Raw genomic sequence first — 18754 nt, forward strand, 5'->3', positions numbered from 1 at the left:
CAGTGAAAAAGGACTCCTTCACCATTAGGAAAGAGTCCGGAACGATTAGCTAGATAAAGAGAGATGATGGAGGGGAGTGAGGCTGTTACGACTCAGGCAGGTTCCCGCTCTGTTTAGGAGCGCGGAATGCTTTGTACATGGCATCCACCAGGCTGTGCGTCGCATCACAGCTGTATTCCCAGAACATGATGCCGGCCAGTCCCTGCTCCTGTATGTATTTGCATTTATGAGTCAGGGACTCGGCATCATCGTAAGTGATGAAGCTGCTGCCGTCGAATAAATAAGGCGCTTTGGCTTCGTCGTCCCAGTACCGCTTATATGAAGGTTTATTGAGATATTCGGCAGCGAGCTGAGTATAGGTAGGGCCATAACCACCGGAGGATGGAGCGAGCTGGAGGTAGCCGTTGTTCACATCCGGCACATCCTTCCATTTCCTGGAGTAGAATGCGGCGCCGATCACGATTTTTTCGGGCGGCACACCGGCTAGGGTAAACAAACGGACGGAAGCATCAACGCTGATTCGGAACAGATCGCCGGTGGAGGTGTACAGGTTGGTGTGGTGGCCCGTCAGCGTCTGGAAATTGCCGCGCATGTCGTACGTCATCAGCTGAATGAAGTCGAGATAGGGGTGGATGTCGCCTATTTCGGTGCCATCGATATAATATTGATCGGCTCCGGCCGCGATGGTCAACAGATAGTGCTTCTTGCCCCGTCCGTATTGATCCAGCGTTTCCCGGAGCTCCTTCAGCAGCAGCGTGAAGTTCTCCTTGTCGCTTGGCGATGCCGCCGTTCCGGCGATCGAGTAGCATGGATACTCCCAATCCAGGTCAATGCCGTCGAATGGAAACTCTTGCAGCAGCTTGATCGCCGATTCACATACGCTTTCTCTTCCTTCCGGAGTAGCTGCAGCTTTCGAGAATCCGTCGGAGCCCCAGCCGCCAACAGACAATAGTATGGTTAATTCGGGATTGATGGATTTCAGGCGTTGGATCTCGTGAATGGTGTTCGTATCGGTATACGTAATCTTGTCTTCTTGGATATGGGCGAAAGCGATGTTCAAGTGAGTGAGCCGCTTGGCATCTTCGGCCGTGATCTCGGATAAGATCTTGCGTCCAGCGTAGCCGGCTAAAAACCAGGATGATGGCTGCATGCGTAATACCTCATTTCTTTTAGAATATGTCAGTTTTGCTTTTACGGCTTATTTTTCCAACTTACGGTCAGATTTGACATCTGTCAAGGATCATCCCAATAGTCTAGATGACAATTTACCGTAGGAAACGGGGTCAAAAACCACATGTTTTCTTACCCGAAAACGACAATGACAAGAGTGGGAAGGGCGTGAAAAGCCCGTCATATCAATGCATAGAGCCATTTCGAGTAGACCATTGAAAATGACATATTTACGGATGGTGCCGCGGTCCATACACTTGGGATGTAAGCGTTAACATTTATAAAGCGGGCGAAAGCCGCACGCTGAGGAGTGGTCAGGAAGGCTCTTTCTTATACATTAAACAGGGGTGCTTTTCCGAACAAAATGGCCGGATTTTCATTAGAAAAGGAGGGGGCAACCTATGCAGCAAGATGGTCAATCCGCCCTGTCGCAAAGCTTATCGGTTAACACGATGCCGAATCGTAAGAAAAATACATTATGGAGGAGGATGATTCGAAACTGGGAGCTGTATTTGTTTATAGCTCCGGCATTTCTGTATTTTGTCATTTTCCATTATGGTCCGATGTACGGGATCCAAATCGCCTTCAAAAACTTCATCCCGACGTTGGGAATAACGGGAAGTCCGTGGGTCGGATTCGACCACTTCGAACGCTTCTTTAACTCTTATTACTTCTGGGACTTGCTCTGGAATACGCTCAGCATCAGCTTGTATGAGCTGGCCATCGGATTTCCGCTGCCCATCATTCTGGCATTGGCCTTCAACGAAGTGAAGGATTCATTCTTCAAGCGTACGGTACAGACCGTCACGTATGCGCCGCATTTTATTTCCGTCGTGGTTATGTCCGGTATGATCATTACCTTCTTGTCGCCTTCGTCCGGCATGATCGTAAATTTTGTGGAAATGCTGGGCTTTCAGCCGCCGCAATTCCTGACAGATCCCGCTTGGTTTAAGACTGTGTACGTGCTGTCTGGCGTCTGGCAGAGCGCGGGCTGGGGTACCATTATCTATCTGGCTGCATTGTCGGGTGTCGATCCGCAGCTGCATGAAGCTGCCGTCGTGGACGGTGCGAGCCGATTCAAACGCATTCTGCATATTAACATTCCGGCGATTGTACCTACGATCACCATCCTGTTGATTCTGAACATGGGCAGCATTTTGGGCGTCGGATTCGAGAAAATCCTGCTGCTGCAGAACCCGCTGAATATGAGCTCTTCCGATGTCATCTCGACTTTTGTTTATCGCTCCGGTCTGGTTGACGCACAGTACAGCTTCTCTACCGCCGTCGGATTGTTCAATTCGGTCATTAATGCGATTCTGCTGATTGCGGTGAACCAAATCGCTCGTCGCACCAGCGAAAACAGCCTGTGGTAGAAGGGGGAATAACATATGTCATCCACGGTAAGGGAAAGCAAAGGGGATAAATTATTCCTGCTATGCAACTACATCTATCTGACGATTGCACTGATTATCGTACTGTACCCGCTGCTGTACATTGTCAGCGCCTCCATCAGTGATCCGAAGTACGTAAGCTCAGGTGAAATGTGGTTGATTCCGAAAGGGATCACGTTTGATGGATATGCCCGGGTGTTTGAGAATGCCAACATTTGGATTGGCTACAAGAACACGATTATTTATACAGTGATAGGTACGATCGTGAATCTGATTGTCACGCTGCCTGCAGCCTATGCGCTAAGCCGCTCCGATTTTGTAGGCAGAGGATTTTTTATGGCGGTGTTCCTGGTTACGATGTTTTTCGGCGGGGGACTGATTCCGAGTTACCTGCTCGTTAAAGATCTTGGCATGGTCAACAGCATGTGGGCGCTTATTCTGCCGGGAGCTGCGTCCATATGGAATATCATTGTGTCCCGGACGTTCTTCCAATCGACCATTCCGAAGGAGCTTCAGGAAGCGGCCCATATCGACGGCTGTACGAACTTCCGGTTATTCATCAAAATCGTACTGCCGCTCTCGATGCCGATTATTGCCGTCATGGCACTTTTCTACGGCGTCGGACATTGGAACAGTTATTTCAGTGCCATGATTTATCTGAACGATGCCGCGAAGTACCCGCTGCAGCTCTTCCTGCGTCAAATCCTGGTTCTTCAGGAGATGGCGGCACAGGGCGGCGGGGCGATTGACGCCTCATCCGCAGCAGCGATGAATTCCAAAGCGGAAATTGCCGCACTGGTCAAATATGCGGTCATTATCGTTGCGACACTTCCGGTTATTGCGGTTTATCCGTTCCTTCAGCGTTACTTTGTGCAGGGTGTTATGATTGGTTCCGTTAAGGGCTGATCTTAAACCATACAATCCACACCAAAAAAGGGGAGTTGTTGTCATGAAAAAGCTTCGCAAGGCATCATCTATTTTACTCTGCCTCACCCTCTCAGCAACCATGCTTGCAGCCTGTGGTTCACCGAAAGGAGACGGCGCTGCTACAGCACCGTCCGGGACGGCCAGTACGGAAGGGGTAAAAAAGGAAGGTTTCCCGATTGTGGATGAGCCGATCACGCTGACGGTCATGTCACAGGATGCCGGTGTAGCCGATTGGAATACGATGCCCGTACTACAAGAGATGGAGAAATTGTCAGGCATCAAGCTGGAATATCAGCTTTCTCCGATTGACAGCTTTGAAACGAAGAAAAATCTGGTGTTTGCGAGCGGCGATTTGCCCGATATGTTCTATGCGGCGGATCTGAAGCCGGCTGAGCAGGTAACTTACGGCAGCCAAGGCATCCTCATTCCGCTGGAGAAGTACATTGACGAAGGCTATGCACCGAACATCAAAAAGATTTTGGATGAAAATCCGGATGTCCGCAAGTCCTTTACGACCCCGGACGGGCATATGTATGCCCTGCCGTTTGTCGATAAGGCTGCCGTATGGTACAGAGGCCCGATGTGGTACAACGGCAAGTTCCTAAAAGCGTTAAACGTGTCCGAACCTAAGACTACCGAGGAATTATATACATTCTTGAAACGCGTCAAGGAAGAAGATCCTAACGGAAATGGAAAGAAAGACGAAATTCCGCTGACTTCGGTCAAGCTGGATGACCTGCGTATGTACTTCTTCGGCTTCTGGGGAATGTACAACGAAGGCATCTATTCCGACAAGGACGGAAAAGTGCACTATCCTTACCAGGAAGAAGGCTACAAAGGCTATCTGACGTTCATGAACCGTCTGTGGAAGGAAGAACTGCTGGATCATGAAACCTTCTCGCAAACAGGCGATCAGAAAAAAGCCAAGGGAGAAAACAATCAGCTGGCCCTGTTTAACGACTACCATGCGTACTTCACGCTCGGTGGCGAGCCGAGCAGCGAGCATCCGCTCATGACGCCGGTGAAGAGTGAAATCGCCGACTCTCCTGTATACGGTATGCACCCTGGTATGTCGGCAAGAGGCACCTTCGCCATTTCGAGCAGCAACCCGGCTCCGGAAGCGACCATGCGCTGGATCGATTACCTGTACAGCTATGAAGGCGCCACGCTGTTTAACCAAGGGCCTGAAGGCACATTGTGGAAATTCAAGGATGAGGCAAACCGCGTGAAAGAATGGCTCCCAGTGCCAGGCGGCGGAGATCGTGAAGAATATCGCGGCAAAATCACGCCGAACTACGGTATTTTGACGCCTGGCGTCAATGATCCGGATGTTGCGAAAGGTCTTCGCACCGAATTTGATGAGTGGATCGATCAGCAGAATCAAGAGAAGCTGGTGCCGATCGGTAAATCGCCGTTCCCTAACGTTTATTTGACGAATGAAGAGCAAAGCGAGGCAACCGCGCTGTTGTCCGATTTGGAAACGTACGTGAAACAGATGGAAGCCAAATTCGTGACAGGCCAAGAGCCGCTTGAAAATTGGGATAAATACGTAGCACAAGTCAAGAAAATGGGCAGCGACCGTCTCGTCGAGCTTTATCAAGGCGCATATGATCGCTGGAATGCCGAGCAATAATCAGATGCATAGATGAAAAACAAAGAGCCAACGTATCCCGGTCGATTCATGACCGGGGGTTGGCTATTGTTTTTAGGGGGCAGGCGAAGGCCCGTTCCAACGGTCTTCAAAGATATCGTTATCAACAAATGACTATTGGAGGTACACCATGTCGGAGAACAAGCTGGTAGAGGAAGAACAAGCGGTAGTGGAGCAGGGCGTGCACAATTTCAGCAGTGAGGACAAATGGGTCAAGCCGGAGGATCCGCTGCTCCTGGAACGCCTGGAATGGTTCAAGGACCAGAAGCTGGGCCTGATGATGCATTGGGGACCGTATTCCCAGCTGGGCCTTGTTGAATCATGGGCACTGAGTGATAAAGACGCGGATTGGTCGCGTGACGGCATTGACTGGGATATCGAAGCGGAGGAGCTTAAGCGGCAGTATTTCGACCTGAACAAGACGTTCAACCCGCTTCGCTTTCAGCCTGATCTGTGGGCTGACCTGGCAGCCGATAACGGCTTCAAATATTTGAACTTTACCACCAAGCATCATGACGGATTCTGCATGTGGGATACGCATACAACCGATTACCGTGTCACCGGAACGGAATGTCCGTTCCATAGGCATAAATACGCCGATATCACGAAGGAGCTGTTCGAGGCATTTCGTGCCAAGGGACTCGGCATCTCCGCTTATTTCTCGAAGGCCGACTGGCATACGCCATACTACTGGGCCCCGGGAATGGAGGCCGGAAGCTTTACGTCACGCGGTCCAAGCTACGACCCGAAGAAATACCCGTGGCTGTGGGAACAGTTTGTCCAGTTTACCCATGAGCAGATCATGGAGCTGATGACCCGTTACGGCCGCATCGATGTGCTGTGGCTGGATGCAGGCTGGGTGAACGATTACCGGGACCAGAATATCCGGCTGGGCGAAGTGGTAGAGAAGGCGCGTGAGATTCAGCCTTGGCTCCTCTCGGCGGACCGTACGGTCGGCGGGCCTTACGAGAATCTGATTACGCCGGAGCAGACCCTCCCTGAGCGAGCCCTTCATGTGCCTTGGGAGAGCTGCATCACGATGGGAACTTCCTTCTCTTTCCGCTACGAAGATCGTTATAAAACGGTGCGTCAGCTCATTCATCTGTTGGTCGAGATCGTGGCCAAAGGCGGAAACCTCGCGCTCAATGTGGGTCCGCAGCCGGACGGAAGGCTGCCCGAGACAGCCATTTCACGAATGAAGGGCATGGGAGAGTGGCTGAAAGTTTATGGAGAAGCCATTTATGGCACGCGCATCTGCGAGCCGTATTCCTCCGGCGCGGTCCAGTTTACCCAAAAAGGCGATACGACCTACGCCATCTATCTGTATCGAAATGAGCAAGAAGCCGTCCCTGAGGAGCTGCACATTCCAATTCAAACGGCGTTCAGCCGCATTGATCTGGTCGGGGGTCAGGAGGCGCTGGATTATCGTCGCACGGACGGTGGCGTTGCGGTTCGTCTTCCGGATCAGGAACGTCAGGGGCCGGCGCCGATTGCGCACGTACTGCGGTTTCGTTAAGAAGCGGTTTATATAAACGTATTTTTCACTTACCAAGGACTTTAAGAAGAGGTGTGGACAAAAAATGCAGAAATGGTTCGAAGAAGCCAAGCTGGGCATCTTCATTCACTATGGCATTTATGCTGTGGAGGGGGTCTCGGAATCCTGGTCCTTCTATAATGGGAGGATCACTTACGACGAGTACATGAAGCAGCTGGACGGTTTTACGGCATCGAAATTCAATGCGGAGAAATGGGCGGATTTGATCGAGAAATCCGGTGCCCGGTATGCCGTGCTGACAACGAAGCACCATGATGGCGTTGCGCTGTGGGATACGCAGTACAGCGATCTCAACGTGGTCAAGCGGACGCCGGCAAATCGGGACATCGTGCGGGAGTATGCGGAAGCGATCAGGGAGAAGGGGATTCACCTGGGCATGTACTTCTCTCTGATTGATTGGTCGCATCCGGATTATCCGAGCGTGTTCGAAGGAGGCAGGGTACCGGAGGATCTCAGCGGGGTCAACCCGCACACCAGTCCCGTGGACGGTGTTCAGGATCAGGAGAAGTGGCAGAAATTCCTGGAGTTTAATAACAACCAGCTGCGGGAGATCCTGACGAATTACGGGAAGGTGGATCTGCTGTGGTTCGACGGCGATTGGGAACGGAGTGCCGAGCAGTGGAATCTGCCGGAGTTCAAGCATTACCTGCAATCCTTCAATCCGGACATCATTATCAACTCGCGCCTGCAGGGCCACGGTGATTATAAAACGCCGGAGCAGGGCATTCCGATCACGAGACCGGAGGGACCTTGGGAATTCTGCACGACAATCAACAGTTCGTGGGGTTATGTGCCGACCGATCATAAATACAAATCATTGAACCAGATCATTCGGATGTTCTGCGACTGCATCTCGATGGGCGGCAATATGCTGCTGGATATCGGTCCGCGCGAGGACGGCACCATCGATCCAAGGCAGGAGGACATTCTGCTTGGGCTGGGAGCATGGATCCGGACCCATGAGGAGGCCGTATTCGGAACGGGCGAGGGCATTATGACCCGCTATTATCTGGGGGGAAGCACGATTTCCGAGGACAGAAAGACATTGTACCTGTTTGTTTATGACGATCCGAAAGAGAATGTGTGCATCAAGGGGCTGTGCAACCCGATCAAGAAAATTACCGTGCTGCATTCCGGCAAAGAGCTTACCCACGAGATCCATGGGGGTGTGCCTTGGTTCAATATCCCGGGGACGACGTGGATCAAGATGACTCCTGAAGACGCGCATGAGCAGGTGACGGTTCTTAAGCTGGAGTTTGACGAAGAGCTGGAGATGTACGGCGGCTCGGGAGCCGTAGTCACGCATAACTAACCATCACGGGGAGGGAGCGCTTGATAAGTGCGCATTCCTCCCTCATGAAGCGGAGAGAATGACATGAACAGAAGTGGAGTGCCGGAGCCGAGGATTGAGTATGCTCCCAAGCATTATATATGCAAGCGTGCGGGGCAGCCGCTCGTGCTGGACGGCCGCGTGGATAAGGCGTTCTGGGATGCGGCGGAGTGGACCGACGATTTCGTTGATATCGAAGGGGATCTTCGTCCGAAGCCGGGAAAACGGACCCGGGTCAAAATGCTGTGGGACGACGACTATTTTTATTTTGCCGCCGAGCTGATCGAGGATCAGATATGGGCGACGTTGACGGAACGCGATTCGGTTATTTTCTATGATAATGACTTTGAAATATTCATTGATCCGGACGGAGACAGCCATCAATATTATGAATTCGAGATCAATGCCTTGAACACCGTGTGGGACTTGCTGCTCGTGAAACCGTACCGGGATGGCGGACCTCCGGTCAACGGCTGGGACATCAGCGGTCTTAAGACGGCGGTGTTTATCGACGGGGAGTTGAACCGACCGGGCGCCGATAACCGGAAATGGAGCGTGGAGGTGGCGATTCCTTGGGCTAGTCTCAAGGAATGTGCCGAAGGCGGCCGCCGTCCTGCGCCGGGTGAGTTCTGGCGCGTCAACTTCTCGCGCGTGGAATGGCAGACCGAGGTACAGGACGGCGAATATCGCAAGGTGCTGAATCCGGAGACAGGCAAGCCTTATCCGGAGGATAATTGGGTATGGTCGCCGATGGGCATCATCAATATGCATTACCCGGAGCTGTGGGGTTACGTCGTATTCGCCGATGGCGAGGGGCACCAGCCGTTTAAGCTTCCGGAGGACGAACGGATCAAATGGGAGCTGCGCAGGCTCTATTACCGGCAGCGTAATTACTATGAAGCCCATGGTGAATTTACGCAGGAAACGAAGCAGCTCATGGGCGAGGATTCATGGAGCATCCAGCCCGTGATTGAAACGACCCGGAGCCTGTTCCAGATTAGCGCGCCTTCATCGGACGGAACGGCTATAATCTGCATTCGGGAAGACGGAAAGTTATGGAGGGAGTGAACGGAGGATGACCAGCCAAACCATGGTGTTCTCGCTGGATTCGCAGACGCTGGAGCGGATCGAGCACAAGTTTCAGGAGAAGATCATTTTTGCGGAAGCCCGCAAGGATAAGCTGTTTCATGTTTTTGAGCAGGAACTGACCGATGAAGAGATTTGGGCCCTGAAATATTTGTTTGCTTACATGCCGGTGAACGACATGGCCGACTATGATGGAGAATTGTTCTTGAATCATGTGCGCCAAGCCCTGGACATCCGTAAGCGCGTGCCTTGGGGCGAGCGCGTGCCGGATCATCTGTTCCTGCATTTTGTGCTTCCTTACCGGGTTAATACGGAGAATATTGAGGATTACCGTGGTATTCTCTACAACGAATTGGCCGAACGGACGGCGAAGTTATCGATGGCGGATGCCATTCTGGAAACCAATTATTGGTGCCATGAGAAGGCAACCTACATCGGCAGCGATCTGCGAACCATTTCGCCGCTGACGATGATCCGGAACGCACGCGGACGCTGTGGCGAGGAGTCCACCCTGGCGGTGGCCGCGCTTCGTAGCATCGGCATCCCCGCGCGTCAGGTCTATACGCCGCGCTGGGCTCATTGCGACAGCAACCATGCCTGGGTGGAAGCATGGGCAGACGGCCAGTGGTATTACATCGGGGCATGCGAACCGGAAGCCCGCTTGAATCAAGGCTGGTTCAGTCCGCCGGCACGCAGGGCGATGCTGATCAATACGCGAATTTTTGCCGATTACCCCGGTCCGGAGGATATTACCCTATGCGAAAAGGGGTTTACGGAGATTAATTTGCTGGAGAACTATGCACCGGCTCGAACCCTTTACGTGAGCGTGAAGGATAAGCAGGGAGAGCCTGTATCCGGCGCAAGCATTCGATTTGAGCTGTATAATATGGCTGAGTTTTATCCGATTGCCGAAATCAAGACCGATGAGCAAGGGAAGGCTTCCTTTAAGACCGGTTATGGCGACCTCTTGGTTCGTGCGGTCAGCGGCGGCAAGTGGAGTGAAGTCCTGTTCAAGGCCCAGGACGGCGGACATATCGAACTTGTCCTTGATTCATCCGAACAGCCGTCAGGGATCGTGGATTTCGATATGGTTCCTCCACCGGAAGGAGAAGGGGACGCCGCGACGGCGTTATCCGAGGAGAAGAGCCAGGCTCATAACCACCGTCTGGAGGAAGGGACGAAGGTCCGGACTGAATATGAGGGTACATTCCTGAGCGAAGAAGAGGCGTTCACACTAGCCCAGTCATCAGGACTGCCTCCCGAGCGGGTGTGGGACGTCCTTCGAAAAGCCAGAGGCAACAGCAAGGAAATCGCCGCGTTCCTGGAGGAGCGTTCCGGCGAATATGGCGAGTGGCCGCTGCGGCTGCTGGAGTCGCTGAACGAAAAGGATTTGATTGATACCTTCCGGCCTACGCTGGATGATCATCTGATGGGTGCCCTCTCACAGCGTGGACAGTGGGATGAGGATACCTTCGTGAAGTACATCCTGTGTCCGCGGGTTTCTTATGAAATGCTGGTTCCGTATCGCCGTGTATTCGTTGATGCCTTTACGGAGGCGGAGACTGCGGCATTCAGGAAGGATCCTTCTACGGTTGCCGGGCATTTGGAGCAGGGCTATGCCTATGCTGAGGACCTTCCCAACCTGAAGGGTAAGGGAAATCCGGCAGGCACGTACAGTCTCATGAAGGGAGACGAGCAGTCGCTGGACATTCTGTTTGTGGCTGTATGCCGTAGTCTGGGGATTCCCGCCCGACTGCATCCGAGCGAGCAGAAGCCGCAGTACTTACGTGATGGAAGCTGGGAAGATGCAGCCTTCCGTCTGGACTCCCCTCGGAATCAGGAGAGCTCAAGCTGGGGGATGCTGCAGCTTCTCAGGGATCCGGAGGTTTCGCAGGATACGCCGGCCGCATCCTATGCCGAGAACTTTACCTTCGCCAGCCTGGAAGACGGCGTGTACAAAACGCTGGTGTATCCTTATGGCAGCACCGACGTTTACGACGAGCCGTATGAGGTTGAGCCGGGTTCGTACCGTCTAACGTCGGGCATCCGGCTGAAGGACGGAACGGTAAGAGTGCGCTTCACGTACTTTACCGTTCGTGCCGGAGACACCACGCGCGTGGCGCTGACCTATCGTGAGACGGCGGTCGACATTCCGGTGCTGGGCAAACTGGCGCCGGGCAGTACGCTTACCCGATTAGACGGAACGGGAGCGGATCTTAAGGATCTTCTGGGGTCCGAGGGCGCTATCGCTGCCTGGATCGAACCGGAGCGGGAGCCGACCAAGCATCTGTTCCGCGAGCTCAGCGAGCTGGCCGAGCCGCTGGATAAGCTGGGATTGCCGATTGTGCTGGTAATCGGGGATGCGGAATGGACGGCTTCCTTTGATCCGGCAAGCTATCCGAAGCTGCCGGCACGCACCATGTTTGTACGGGATTCCAGTTACGCTTCCTTGTCGGGTTTCATCCCGAATCCTGCAGCCCATGAAGCCGGTTATCCTCATCTGTTCGTCCTGGACCGTCAGGAGCAAATCCGTTATACGGCTTCCGGATACAAGATCGGCACCGGGAAGGAAGCCCTGCAGATTGCATCCGCGATATTACAACCCTAGAAGGGATCGGAGTGAAGAGTAATGACGAAGTATATTACGGCGGGATACGCCGTCGATTCGGTTCTTCCCGACATGACGCATGAGGATCTATCGAAGTTGACGCATTTGAACGTGGCTTTCGGCCATGTCAAGAACGATGAAATCACGACCGAGCATCTGAGGAATGGCGAGGTTGTCCGGAACATCAAACGGGAGCACCCGGATCTTACAGTGCTGCTGTCCGTTGGCGGCTGGAGTGCGGGCGGTTTCTCGGAAGCTGCCTCAACCGAAACGGGAAGGGGCAGCATGGCCGCTTCCGCCATACGGGTGCTGGAGGAATACCCTTTTGACGGGATCGACCTGGACTGGGAGTATCCTTGTTACGGCGAGGCCGGCATAGCGTCCAGCCCGGACGATAAACGGAATTTCACCCTGCTGCTCCAGACGATCCGGGAGGCGCTGGATGCCAAGGGCTCCCAGGATGGCCGGCATTATCTGCTTACGATTGCGGCGGGGGCTGACCAGTACTATGTAGATGGCACAGAGATGGCCGAGGTGCAGCGGTACCTGGATTTTGTACAGCTGATGACCTATGATATGCGAGGCGGATTTCAGGTCCTGACCGGACATCATACGAATCTGTACACGCCAACCGGTGATCTGTTCCGAATCAGTACGGATGCTTCCGTGAACCTGTTCGTCCGTGCCGGTGTCCCTAAGGAGAAGATTGTCATCGGTGCCGCATTCTACTCCCGCGTATGGAATGAAGTGCCGGACCGGAACAACGGCCTTCACCAAATGGCCGGCAGCACGGGCGGCTATGGTCCGGCCTTTGCCGAGCTGACTGCGGATTACATCAACAAGAACGGCTACGTTCGTTATTGGGATGAGGAAGCCTGTGCACCGTACCTCTTTAATGGCTCCAGCCTGATTTCTTATGACGATGAGGAATCGATTCGGTGCAAATGCGATTATGTGAAGGAACAAGGCTTGGCCGGGATTATGTTCTGGGAATACGGATGCGACCCGACCCATCGCCTGTTGGGCGCTATGCATCAAGGACTTCAGAGCAACCCTGTTGGGAAATAGGAAAAGCTGGCGGTGCGTGATCATCGGATCGCTCGATATGAGTTTAAAACATACGAAAACCTCCCCTGATTGCTCAGGGGAGGTTTCTGTTTTATCCGGCAAAACCGGCACTCTTATTCGCCAACGTCCGAAGTCGTAATCCAACGCACTCCACGACGCCAACGTCCGAAGTCGTAATCCAACGCACTCCACGACGCCGACGTCCGAAGTCGTAATCCAACGCACTCCACGACGCCGACGTCCGAAGCCGTAATCCAACGCACTCCACGACGCCGACGTCCGAAGTCGTTATCCGACGCATTCCTCGACGCCAACGTCGGAAACCGTTATCCGATGTACTCCTCGTCGTCATCATCCGCGGAGTCGGCAGCGTTGGGGCTGTGCATTTTGCGATATTGGCCAGGCGTGTAACCTGTTTCTTTCTTGAATTTACGAATGAAGTTCGGCGTATCCAGGTAACCGACCCGGGTGATGATATCCTTCAATGGATCGGTTGTGTGCAGCAGCAGCCGGATGACCTCATCGATTCGTTTCTGCCAGATATATTGGGTGAAATTCATGCCGATCTTCTCCTTGAAGGAGCGACTGAAATACGATGAAGAGATAGAGAATTTGGACGAGATCGTGCCCAGGCTGAGGTCGTAATCGGTGAAATTAGCGTCGATATAAGCGACGATTTCATCCATCAGGGAGCTCTCTTCCGTCTCGCTTTTCGCCTCGACATGGGCGCAGATTTCCGCGGCAAGGCCTGCCAGCTTCTTCTCCAAATCCTCCAGCGAGTCATAGGAAGTGACCCGTGGCAGTTGATTGACTACATGATGGATGCCAAGCTCGGACGCGGTCTTCAGCATCGTATTCAGAATATCGAAGCAAATGCAGCGCAGCAGCGGTACGGACGGCATTTCCGTCTTCAGGTTATTCAATGCGGTGGATACCATCTGAACCGCCACATCGTAACTGCCCTGCTTCAAGCTCTGAACCAGCTTCAGCAGCACATCCTTAGGGACCCAGAAGGACGAATCCTGCGCACCGGAACCCGAAAGAGCGTTGAAGAAGGTGCTGCTGCCCTGTCCATGCAGCATGGATGCTTCCAGCGCGGTCGTTGCCTCAATGAAGGATTGATTCAACTGCTCCGGGTAGCTGTAGCGGTTGCCTACCCCGATCGCGGGAGAGACGCCGGTGTGCTCGGCAGCGATCGATTGCAGGGCCAGGGCGATCGGCTCCATCCGGGCGTTAAGGCTCGCCTCATGCCCGGTTTCCGCATCAAATCCGACGATGAGGGCCAGCTGATCAGGCTGCGGCAGCTCCACTCCATAGGCGTATGCGGAAAATGCCGTCAGCTCCACATCGTTCATCAGCTGCATGACAGGCCGCCGTTCCGGATTGTCACCAATGGGAAGGGCGTGCGCCTCCCAGCCCATGGTTACAACAAAATAATGGGAGCGGCTGAAGCGAATGCCCAGCTTCTCCGTATACTCGGCCGGGAACTCCCCGGTATGGCCGTGCTTCAGCAGCATGAGCAGAATATGATTTCGGGCATAGGGCTCTTGGAGATCGACGCGCTGGCTGTAATCATGCAGCGTCTTCTTGATCCATTCCAGCTCGTTACTGGGTGTGGACGGTTCGGGATCATTCTTCAAGCGAATGAATTCCATCAAATCCGAAATCGGATGGTATTGCCTGCGGGCCAGCATAATCGCCAGAATGGTGCCCATCATCACCACGAAGGAGAATACCAGAACGATAAAAGTGCGAATATGAACGATGCGGCCGAAAAATTGGTTGCTTGGCATCGCGGTGACATAAGTCCAGCCCGTGTCGGATTTGACGGACACAACCGAATGGGGCTCTTGGTTCAACGAAAGGCTGTGCGTTCCCGGCTCAAGCGAGAACAGCGCGTTGACTTCCTGCTCGGTAATGGTCTCTCCTTTGTAATTGGCAGCCAGGACTTGTCCGTAATTATCGAAAATATAAGTCATCCCATGATAATCGCTGAGGATGGAGTCGATCAATCCCGTCAGATTGGATTCGTGGATAAAGTACATGACGGTGCCGTGAGCCGGCGTATTGTTGGGTGCGATCGGCACAAGGTATGCCAGCATGGAATTCTGGGTTTTGGTCCCTTGCACGACTTGTTCCGCCGGACGCATGGTCGGGATCTGGACGGAGTTTAAATCCCGGACCATCTCCGTTTCGTTCCAGCTCTTGAATTTGTAGCGGTCGGTAAAGACGTTCAGATTCTCAAAGCCCTGGGACGAGTAAATGCTGTTATCTCCGCGGAAGAACAGGAATAGCTCATCGATGATGGAACTGGTGGCTTTGTATTTGACCAAGGCTCCGATGGATTCCCGGCTGTAGTAAGGATGGTGAGTCCAATAGCGGGTCAGCTGCTCGTCATAGGCGATTCGAAAGGCGATGTCCTGTAGTTCTTTCATACGCTCGTCGATGACGGTTTTAGCCTGGGTCAGTTGATTGACGTTGGTCTGCTCAATCTCGGAACGGAGCGTATCCACGGCATTGTGGTAAATGATGATGGTTAATATAACAAGAGGTATCAGGAAAATGGATATGTAGGACAGTGTGTATTTAAGCAGAAGCTTGGACTTGAAGTGATTCCATTTCATATCTGCAACCTCCCGGTATTTTAAGATTATGGAATGATAAGTTTACAGCGAAGCTGAACCATTCGATAATCGCAAGAAAAACTCCTCTGGGCATAAGTCTATCATCTGTGAAGGTACGTCGATAGACGTTTGACCTTTTGTACCTTCTGATAGCGCTATCATAAATAAAGGCAAGGCTGTAGCTTTCATAAATAGCCGCCGGATGTTCCTAATGAAAATACTAGGAGAACTTGACTAATAAATCAATGGATCATTGCTAAAATTAATTGGAAACATGCCAAAAATTCAAAATCGGAATGTAAATAACAAAGGTAATGCATGCCGTTGCCGGGTTGCCTCAATGGACGGGCTTGTCTTATCATTGCATACGTTGCTTGAAAAAACCGGAGCCGCTGCGGCTCCGGTTGATTTGGGTTAGGCTTAGAAGGCAGGCATTTAAGGCTTGGCGACAAGCGTTGGGGCGACGCGATGCTTCGTCGCCTGCTCGTAATCGTAGGCCATGCCGAGCAAGTCGGCTTCGCTCCACATTTTGCCGACAAAGGCGATGGAGAACGGAGAACCGCTCTTATAATATCCAGCTGGCACCGTGACGAGAGGAACGCCCGCGATGTTGATCTCGGGAACGGTAGTGTCAGCGATTTTGTCCTCGCTGTGAAGCAGCGGCGTTTCCTTATACATTTGAGGGAATACAAGTGCGTCCAGATTGTGTTGATCCATCACATCGTTAAAAATATGGAGATATTTCGTTCGGATTTCCGTGAATTTTGAGAGATCAGGGACGGCACCAGGATTTTTCAAGGCTTCCGGATACCTGGCGAGCGCCGATGGGGTCTCGCCCGTCTTCTCGATCAGCTCATCCACCGACTGAATGGCGGCATTCGGACCCAGGTGCTTCAGATACTGCTCCATATCGTACACGATCGATTCAATGCCGATGGAGCCTGACGACTTGGCAAATTCGGCGAATTCCGTATCGGCGAACGGATCGGTGACCACGATGGCTCCCTGACTCTCCAGTTCCTTCACGGCTCGGTCATATAGTTTTTGGGTCTCCGCCGTCAGTTCTTCGCCAAGCCACCCCGGGCCATAGAGTCCGATGCGTTTGTTCTTGAGGCCCAACGGATTCAGCTTGGAGGTGTAGCCTTTCTTGGGAATGTTGCCGATCGATGCAACGGTCTTGGCATCCTCGGCCGTATAGCCTGAGATGACGTCCAGCATGACGGCGGCGTCGTGAACCGTCCGGGCATGCGGGCCGACAACGTCTCTGGTGCTTCCCGCGAGAGGGACGACCCCGGCATTTGGCACTAATCCGAAGGTTGGCTTGATGCCGACCAGCGCTTGCGCTGCCGCCGGATTCTGGATCGATCCGCCGGTTTCTTCGGCAATGCCGAGCACGGCAAAGTTGCCTGATATGGACATCGCCGTGCCGGAGCTGCTGGCGCCCGGGACCAGCTTCCGATCAATGGCGTTATAGGTGTCGCCAGCCCAGCTGGAGCTGGCGCGCGTACCGTCGGAGCTGAATGCCGGGATATTGGTCTTGCCCAGTATAATGGCGCCGGCCGCCTTCAAGCGGGCAACGACGGGGGCGTCCTTCTCCGGGATCAGCTCGATTCCGCCGAGCTCCTTGCTGAGCGGAGCCCAGCCGAAGGTGGACGGGAAGCCGGCGACGTCGACGGCTTCTTTGATGACAATCGGCACACCTGCAAGGGGGCCGAGCTTCTCGCCCGCCGCCCGGCGCCGGTCAACCTCGCGGGCTTCCTGAAGCGCGCCGGCATTCATCATGGTGAACGCATTGTAATTGGATTCGTAGATGCCGATCCGGTCGAGGTATGCCTTCACAACCTCTTCGGTCTTGAACGTTCCCTCCGTGTAACCCTCCTCAAGCTCTTTTAATGTAATTTCCTCATAGGCAAACCGTTCAGCTGCCGCAGCGGTTATGCTGTTCATGGCCAATCCAAGCAGGAGCGCCATGGACAACACGCGTTTGAACATCTTGGTTTGTTTTTTCATCATTCATCATTTCCCCCATTCGTCGTTTTCTCGCATCTCCCATGCGTTTTTAGAGGCTATCAAGGAACTGAACCGCGTGAATGTAATTGTTGATAACATAAATATGACAAATTACAAGTGGTTTAGAACATTTCACCTCCTGATTCATAACATATTAATGACAAGATGGTGTTGAATTCTTTGTTAATTAGTAAAGTTAATGGTTTTTTTTGAAGGTGTCAATCGTTTTATGAGATTTTTATAAAATATTATGTTAGATAATCTTACACAAAATAGAACCCGTGTTCATGACAGCCTGCTTGCTTAGGCTGTCTAGTCACGGGTTCTTGAAGGTTCCGTCCAGCTTCGGGGGAAACGGACGTGGATTAGGTTGCGCTGCCCTCCGCTTGAGAGAGCTGCAGCTGCTTGCGATAGATGAATCTGGAGATCGAAACGCTGATTTCGTACAGCAGGAACAGCGGGACGATCACGATCAGATCGGACATGATATCCGGCGGCGTGATGGTGACAGCCACGATGCAAAGCAGGAAGTAGGCTGATTTGCGCATCTTGGCCAGCCGATGCGGATTCACGATGCCGAGCTTCGTCAGAAAAACGACGATGGCGGGCATTTCGAACAGGAATCCGAACGGTACGGTCATATGGATCATGAACGTGAAGTATTTTTGCGCGGTATACATCGTTTGGAATGTCCCTTCGGCCATACGCTGCATGAACTGCAGCACCATCGGGAACAGCACGAAGTATCCAAAACAGATGCCAGCAATGAATAATACGCTGATTACGGGAATGAGCAGCACAGCCGAGCGGTGAGTCCCATCCGGCAGCGCCGGCTGCACAAACCGCCATATTTGATAAGCGGCAATGGGAAGTGTAACGGTGACGGCCACAACGCCCGCAATGATCATATACACCCACATTACTTCGGAGGGGCCGAGCAGAACGAGCTGCTTGTCCATGCCTCGTACCAGCCAGTGGTAGATCTTCTCGACGTAGATGAAGGCGGCCACCATCGCGACGAGAAACGCAAGCAGGGTGCGGATCAGGCGCTTCCGCATTTCTTCGAGATGCTCGATCGCGCTCTGGTCGTTCGGATTAGCTGTGCTGCTTATTGACCGCTGCAGCAGTTTGCGGAGCATCGTCTTTTTTCCCATTCTCGTCGTCTCCGTTCATCAAGCCGCGGGTTGCGCCCTTAAATTCGCTTAAGGTCCGCCCGAAAGCGCGACCGAGCTCGGGAAGCTTGGAGGGACCGAATATGATGAGTGCGATAATCAAAATAAGAATTAAACCACCGATTCCGATATTGCCAAACGGCATGATCCTCGCTCCTTTCG

General features: G+C 53.0%; 14 protein-coding genes. 8 read left to right on the plus strand and 6 right to left on the minus strand.

The genetic code is table 11. From position 1 onward, the window contains the following. Positions 1 to 85: 85 nt before the first annotated feature. Complete coding sequence (locus tag ACETK5_RS29100; protein WP_100541075.1) at positions 86 to 1150, minus strand: glycoside hydrolase family 18 protein; 1065 nt, start codon at positions 1148 to 1150, stop codon at positions 86 to 88. A gap of 421 nt (positions 1151 to 1571) precedes the next feature. Between ACETK5_RS29100 and ACETK5_RS29105 the strand changes: the two genes are divergently transcribed. The 8 genes from ACETK5_RS29105 (at position 1572) to ACETK5_RS29140 (ending at position 12786) form a co-directional block, all read left to right on the plus strand. Then, on the plus strand, positions 1572 to 2543 hold the full coding sequence (locus ACETK5_RS29105) for an ABC transporter permease (RefSeq protein WP_100541074.1): 972 nt from the start codon (positions 1572 to 1574) through the stop codon (positions 2541 to 2543). Between the two features lie 15 nt (positions 2544 to 2558). After that, positions 2559 to 3467 (plus strand): carbohydrate ABC transporter permease, encoded by a 909-nt coding sequence (locus ACETK5_RS29110; RefSeq protein ID WP_071218756.1) that lies wholly within the window; start codon positions 2559 to 2561, stop codon positions 3465 to 3467. Positions 3468 to 3510: 43 nt separating this feature from the next. Further along, positions 3511 to 5121, plus strand: a complete 1611-nt coding sequence (locus ACETK5_RS29115; RefSeq protein WP_071218757.1) for an extracellular solute-binding protein — start codon at positions 3511 to 3513, stop codon at positions 5119 to 5121. Positions 5122 to 5269: 148 nt separating this feature from the next. Then, the gene (locus tag ACETK5_RS29120; protein ID WP_100541073.1) at positions 5270 to 6655 is read left to right on the plus strand and encodes an alpha-L-fucosidase; all 1386 of its coding nucleotides are present in this window, start codon (positions 5270 to 5272) and stop codon (positions 6653 to 6655) included. 64 nt (positions 6656 to 6719) lie between these two features. Then, complete coding sequence (locus ACETK5_RS29125; protein WP_100541072.1) at positions 6720 to 8006, plus strand: alpha-L-fucosidase; 1287 nt, start codon at positions 6720 to 6722, stop codon at positions 8004 to 8006. A gap of 63 nt (positions 8007 to 8069) precedes the next feature. Continuing rightward, positions 8070 to 9092, plus strand: coding sequence for a carbohydrate-binding family 9-like protein (locus tag ACETK5_RS29130; protein ID WP_100541071.1), 1023 nt, complete (start codon positions 8070 to 8072; stop codon positions 9090 to 9092). 7 nt (positions 9093 to 9099) lie between these two features. Then, positions 9100 to 11718 carry a transglutaminase domain-containing protein gene (locus ACETK5_RS29135; RefSeq protein ID WP_394059389.1) on the plus strand — a complete coding sequence of 873 codons (2619 nt, stop codon included), beginning with the start codon at positions 9100 to 9102 and terminating at the stop codon, positions 11716 to 11718. Positions 11719 to 11739: 21 nt separating this feature from the next. Beyond that, positions 11740 to 12786, plus strand: a complete 1047-nt coding sequence (locus ACETK5_RS29140) for a glycoside hydrolase family 18 protein (protein WP_100541069.1) — start codon at positions 11740 to 11742, stop codon at positions 12784 to 12786. Positions 12787 to 12877: 91 nt separating this feature from the next. Here the strand turns inward: ACETK5_RS29140 and ACETK5_RS29145 are convergent, their stop codons facing one another. The 5 genes from ACETK5_RS29145 to tatA form a co-directional block, all read right to left on the minus strand. Then, complete coding sequence (locus ACETK5_RS29145; RefSeq protein WP_133120362.1) at positions 12878 to 13087, minus strand: hypothetical protein; 210 nt, start codon at positions 13085 to 13087, stop codon at positions 12878 to 12880. A gap of 25 nt (positions 13088 to 13112) precedes the next feature. Further along, complete coding sequence (locus ACETK5_RS29150) at positions 13113 to 15410, minus strand: helix-turn-helix domain-containing protein (RefSeq protein ID WP_100541068.1); 2298 nt, start codon at positions 15408 to 15410, stop codon at positions 13113 to 13115. Between the two features lie 435 nt (positions 15411 to 15845). Further along, complete coding sequence (locus ACETK5_RS29155) at positions 15846 to 17423, minus strand: amidase (protein WP_394059392.1); 1578 nt, start codon at positions 17421 to 17423, stop codon at positions 15846 to 15848. Positions 17424 to 17785: 362 nt separating this feature from the next. After that, positions 17786 to 18559: a twin-arginine translocase subunit TatC gene (gene tatC / locus ACETK5_RS29160; protein ID WP_100541066.1), complete on the minus strand. Its 774-nt coding sequence runs from the start codon at positions 18557 to 18559 to the stop codon at positions 17786 to 17788. After that, entirely contained in the window at positions 18516 to 18737 is a 222-nt protein-coding gene (gene tatA, locus ACETK5_RS29165; protein WP_096775768.1) for a twin-arginine translocase TatA/TatE family subunit, read from the minus strand. The genes tatC and tatA overlap by 44 nt, the downstream gene beginning before the upstream one ends. Positions 18738 to 18754: the final 17 nt, after the last annotated feature.

Source organism: Paenibacillus ilasis (assembly GCF_043195395.1).
GTDB classification, from domain to species: Bacteria; Bacillota; Bacilli; order Paenibacillales; family Paenibacillaceae; genus Paenibacillus_AQ; species Paenibacillus_AQ lautus.